At 73.9% G+C, this 4,715-nt stretch carries 5 protein-coding genes; 4 read left to right on the forward strand and 1 reads right to left on the reverse strand.

Annotated features, from left to right (window positions below; all coding sequences use genetic code 11):
• A partial coding sequence (locus RB150_11325) for an amidase (GenBank protein MDQ7821124.1) occupies window positions 1–1,218 on the forward strand: 1,218 nt, incomplete at its 5' end.
• A gap of 93 nt (window positions 1,219–1,311) precedes the next feature.
• Window positions 1,312–2,076 carry a hypothetical protein gene (locus RB150_11330; protein ID MDQ7821125.1) on the forward strand — a complete coding sequence of 255 codons (765 nt, stop codon included), beginning with the start codon at window positions 1,312–1,314 and terminating at the stop codon, window positions 2,074–2,076.
• Between the two features lie 69 nt (window positions 2,077–2,145).
• Here RB150_11330 and RB150_11335 read toward each other — a convergent pair whose 3' ends face one another.
• Window positions 2,146–3,420: an MFS transporter gene (locus RB150_11335; protein MDQ7821126.1), complete on the reverse strand. Its 1,275-nt coding sequence runs from the start codon at window positions 3,418–3,420 to the stop codon at window positions 2,146–2,148.
• Window positions 3,421–3,611: 191 nt separating this feature from the next.
• Here RB150_11335 and RB150_11340 point away from each other — a divergent pair, with 191 nt between their 5' ends.
• Complete coding sequence (locus RB150_11340; protein MDQ7821127.1) at window positions 3,612–3,800, forward strand: hypothetical protein; 189 nt, start codon at window positions 3,612–3,614, stop codon at window positions 3,798–3,800.
• A 395-nt stretch (window positions 3,801–4,195) separates the two neighbouring features.
• Window positions 4,196–4,588 carry a DUF1801 domain-containing protein gene (locus tag RB150_11345; GenBank protein MDQ7821128.1) on the forward strand — a complete coding sequence of 131 codons (393 nt, stop codon included), beginning with the start codon at window positions 4,196–4,198 and terminating at the stop codon, window positions 4,586–4,588.
• Window positions 4,589–4,715 lie beyond the last annotated feature (127 nt).

Genomic DNA, 4,715 nt, shown 5'->3' on the forward strand with positions numbered 1-4,715 from the left:
CGGCTGGACTCCTCCCTGCAGGCCTGGGTCGTGGTGGACGCCGACGGCGCGCGGGCGGCCGCCCGGGTGTTGGACCAGGAGGCGCGGGTGGGCCGTCTGCGGGGCCCGCTGCACGGCGTGCCGGTGGGCGTCAAGGACATCATCGACGTGGCCGGCCTGACCACCACCTCGGGGGCGCCTCCGTTTGCCCACCGTCGGCCCGAGCGCGACGCCGCCTGCGTGGCGCGGCTGCGGGCGGCGGGAGCGGTGATCGTGGGCAAGACGGCCACAACGCCGTTCGCCTACGCGGACCCCGCCCCCACCCGCAACCCCTGGAACCTGGACCACACCCCCGGCGGCTCGTCCAGCGGGTCGGCGGCGGCGGTGGCCGCCCGCATGGTGCCCCTCGCCCTGGGCACCCAGACCATCGGGTCCACGCTGCGGCCGGCCAGCTACTGCGGCATCGTGGGCCTGAAGGGCACCTACGGGGCCGTCAGCCTGGAGGGCGTCACGCCCCTGTCGTGGAGCCTGGACCACCTGGGCATCTTTGCCCGCAGCGTGGACGACGTGGCGGCGGCGTTCGCGGCCCTGGCCGAGACGCCCCCACCCCCGCAGGCCGGGGCCGAGGCGGCGTCGCCGCGGCTGGGCATCCCCCGCGCATTCGTCGAGGAGGTGGCCGCGCCGGATGTACTCCGCCACTTCCGATCGGCGGCCGACACCCTCGCGCGCGCCGGTGCCCGGGTGGACGACATCGCCCTCCCGCCCTCCAGCCGCGAGATCGATGCCTCCGGGCGGCGGGTGCTGGCGGTGGAAGCCGCCGCGTACCACCGCGCCTGGTTTGCGCAGCATGCCGCCCAGTACCCGCCCCGCATCCGGGATCTGGTCGAGACCGGGCTGCAGATCACCGGCGTGGAGTTCGTGGACGCCGAACACACCCGGCAGCGCTTCCGCCAGGAGATGCTACCGATCCTGTCCCGCTACGATGCCCTGCTGCTGCCGGCGGCCTCGACGCCGGCCCCGCCCCTCACCGAGGGCACCACGGGTGACCCGGTGCTGAACGCCCCGTGGTCGTTCGGGGGGTTTCCCGCCATCGCGGTCCCCAGCGGCCTGCTGGGCGGGGGCCTGCCCGTGGCCATCCAGCTGGTGGCCGGGCCGCACGCCGACGGCCGTCTGCTGGCGGTGGCCCGGTGGTGCGAAAACATCCTGGGTTTTGCCCACAGCCCCACCCTGAGCCTCTGAGACCGCGCCCCGCATCCGGGGCGTGGGTCTGGCGCGCCCCCGGTGCGGGAATGTCGGGGATGCGTGAACGACCGGGCGTCTGGAGGTACGACCATGCCGCATCTGCGCCGTGGGGCAGTCGCGCTGGTGGCGGCCGCCGCGCTGGCGACGGCCGGGCTGACTGTGGCCCGGGCCGACAGCCGCAGCGCCGAGGTGCTGGGCATCGTGCTCAGCGTCAACGCGGCCGACGGGGCCTTCCGCTTCCGCGAGTTCGCCACCGACCTCGTCTGGTCGGCGTTCCTGCATCGGGACGTGGAGGTGGAGCGGGAGAAGGACCGGGACGGGGGGCGCTACCGGCTGGCGCCGGGAGACATCGTGGAGGTCAAGGGGACGGTCCTGGCGACCCGCACCATCCTGGCCCGCAAGATCAAGGTGCTGGGCCATTCGGCCTCCCCCTCCGGCCCGGTTGCCCCGCCCGCCCCTTCGGGGGACTCGCCGTCCGGGGCCAGTGCGGCGAGCCTGATCAAGGTGATCGGGGTCGGCATGGCCGTACGGGCGTTCGCGCCGGCACTGAACACCTTCATCAACGAGATGCTGCAGGCCCGGGACGCCCAGACCCGTCAGACGACCAAGGTGGTCCCCATCCTCAGCGTGTCCATCGGCATCAACGCGCCGGGCAACGCCACCATCGGCGCGGCCCAGGTGGCCGGCGCCGCGGACGCCGTGGCGCGGGTCCAGGCGGTGGCGGCGCTGGATGGCAACTTCCAGGGGACGTTCTCGGTGCGGGCCCTGGTCCCGGTGGACAGCCTGGAGCCCTGGAAACAGGTCCGCCGCGTGCCCGGGGTAGGCGTGTCGGCGATCGTCGATCTGAAAATCTGACCCCGCGTCCGCCCTCCCGGGCCAGGCGTCCGGAGGGCGAAGACTTCAGGCCGTCGCCGACGAAGGCTTCTAGCGGTCTCCCGCACGCCCCGGCTGTCGGCGTCCCTCTGGCACGCGGCAGGCCGCCGCGGCCAGGGCGGCGGCCGCGCCGACCATCAGCACCCACCCGGCGGTGAAGCCTCCCGAGAGGTCCCGGGCGGCGCCCAGCAGCAGGGGGGCGGCCGTGGCGGCGCCGTGACCTGCGGTCAGCATCAGTCCCGTGGCCGCGCCCACCCGGTCCGCAGGCACCAGGTCGGCGGCTGCCGCCAGGCCCAGGGCGAACGCGAGGGTGGTCCCCGCCCCGATCAACGCTCCCCAGGCTGTGCCGGCGGCCGGAGCCAGCGCCACGCCCACCTGTCCCGCTCCCGCCAGCGCCGCGGCGATCACAAACGGCGTCCGATAGCCCCCGGACGCCGCCACCAGGACCGGGGCCAGGACGCTGACGGCCACCGAGGCCGCCGCCACCGCCGTCACCGGGACAGCGGCGGCGGCCACCGACCAGCCGCGGGTGACGTAGAACTCCGGCAGCCACGTGATCGCCCCGTAGAAGATCATCGCCTGCGCCGCGAATGCCACGACCACCGGCGCAAACCCCGGGACGCGCCAGCCGGCGGGCGATCGCGCCGCCACTGCTGAGGGCGACTCGTGCGAGCCCGCCCGACGCAGGACCGCCCATCCGGCCGCCGCGGCCAGGCCGGGCAGGGCCCACAGGGCGCACACCCCGCGCCAGGACGCGGGGCCCACCAGCGCCAGCAGGGCGGTGGTGGAGAGTGTGGTGCCCGCCAGGACTCCCAGGATCAGCCCGTTGACGTACACTGCCGTCGCCACCGCCGCCCGGCCGGGGAGGGCGACCTGGGACACGCGCGCCAGCGCCGGCTGGGACAGGCTGATCCCCGCCCCCAGCAACGCAGCCGGCACCAGCAGCGTCAGGGCCCCTCCCGCCGCGCCGCGCAACCCCCCGCCCACGGCGATGGCCAGCTGGGCGGCCATCAGGACCCGCCAGGGACCCGCGCGGTCCACCAGCAGACCGCCCGGAACCGACAGCGCCGCCATGGCGAACAGCGGGACGCCGGTCAGCGCTCCGGCGGCGGTCGCCGACAGGTGCAGGTCGCGGATCACCAGCGGCAGCAGCGGCCCGGCGGCCAGCAGCGGCGCCCGGCAGTTGAAGCCGGCCAGCCAGGACAGGACCAGCATCGCGCGGGCGCGGGGGGTAGACAGGGTGGGCGGCGACACCGGCCCGACCGGCGCACCCGCAGACGGACACATCACGACCGATGATGGCGGCGCCATGTCGGCGCGCAGCATCCGCCAGACCTGTCAGCGTCGGTCAGCCCTCCAGACCGTCCGCCGGGACCAGCCGGTGGGCCGGAGGATCCACCGCATCCCATCGGCACGTATCTTATCATGAGCCCCTGGCAGGGGTGTTCTGAAACTCTGAACGGCGCGCGGCGGTCGCCGTGGTAGAATTTGGACGGGGAGGCTGAGACCACGTCTGCGTGGCTCGCCACAAGCCTGCCTCGGGAGGCCCGCCAGCCATGGGCATGAAGGCGCCGGCCCGCTGCCCCGCCTGCAACAGCACCCACATCGAGTACCAGGGGCACGACGACCAGGGTAACCAGAAGTGGCGCTGCCGCAACTGCGGCAACCGCTTCACGTTCAAGCCCACAGAGGCGAAGACCGGCTGACCGCAAACGCCTCCGGAGACCGGTGGCTTCCGCCGTCGCCTCCTGCGTTCTCTTGATGCTCTCCGGCAGCCTCACGGGCCTCGGCCACGTCGTCTGTGTGTGACCCGTCATGGCGACCGGGAGGTGAATTTTGGGGTCAGACCCCTCCCGTCGCCACGCGGTCGGGGTCGTCCCTGGAGGCGGAATTTTTGGGGGCCGTGTGGGGCGTGCCCGGGCCTGTCCGACGCAACGCCCCCGTGGGACGATGACGCAGGTTTCGGCGGCCGCGCCGGTTTCACGCCGGCGCTGGGATGAGGAGGCGCGCCATGACCGGATCTGCAAAGAAGAAAGCACACACGCGCGCCCACAGGCGCACGAAGGCCCTGGCGGGCTGGACGGACGAGGAACGCGCGGCAATGCGGGAACGCGCCCGGGAGCTGCGGGCGGCCGCGCGCCGCGGACCGGAGGCTGACCGGGCGGAGGAGGACGCCGCCGTGCTGGCCCGGATTGCCCGGATGCCCGAACCGGATCGCTCCCTGGGCCGCCGCCTTCATGCGATCATCAGGACCCACGCGCCGGCCCTCGCGCCCAGGCTGTGGTACGGGATGCCCGCCTACGCCCGGGACGGGAAAGTCGTCTGCTTCTTTCAAAGCGCCCAGAAGTTCAAGACCCGGTACGCGACGCTCGGATTCACCGATGCCGCCCGCCTCGACGACGGCGACCTGTGGCCGGTGGCATTCGCGTTGAGGAAGCTGACCCCCGCCGTGGAAGCGAGGATCGCAGACCTCCTCGCGCGAGCGGTGAGCTAACGCGGCCGCGCGTCGGGGTCCGACACCGCCCACGGTCCCTCCCTGGCTTGCAGAGGGTCATGTCGCCAGTTCCGCGTCCGACAGAGGCGAAGACCGGCTAACCGCGAACCCTGCGGGACTTCCCGTC

This window comes from Armatimonadota bacterium (assembly GCA_031081675.1).
In the GTDB taxonomy this organism is placed as follows: Bacteria; Sysuimicrobiota; Sysuimicrobiia; order Sysuimicrobiales; family Kaftiobacteriaceae; genus Calidihabitans; species Calidihabitans tengchongensis.

Excerpts from the sequence above, each read along its gene's own strand:
- RB150_11335 (MDQ7821126.1), bottom strand. The coding sequence starts at position 3,420 with ATGCTGCGCGCCGACATGGCGCCGCCATCATCGGTCGTGATGTGTCCG.
- RB150_11330 (MDQ7821125.1), top strand. The coding sequence starts at position 1,312 with ATGCCGCATCTGCGCCGTGGGGCAGTCGCGCTGGTGGCGGCCGCCGCG.
- RB150_11345 (MDQ7821128.1), top strand. The coding sequence starts at position 4,196 with ATGCGGGAACGCGCCCGGGAGCTGCGGGCGGCCGCGCGCCGCGGACCG.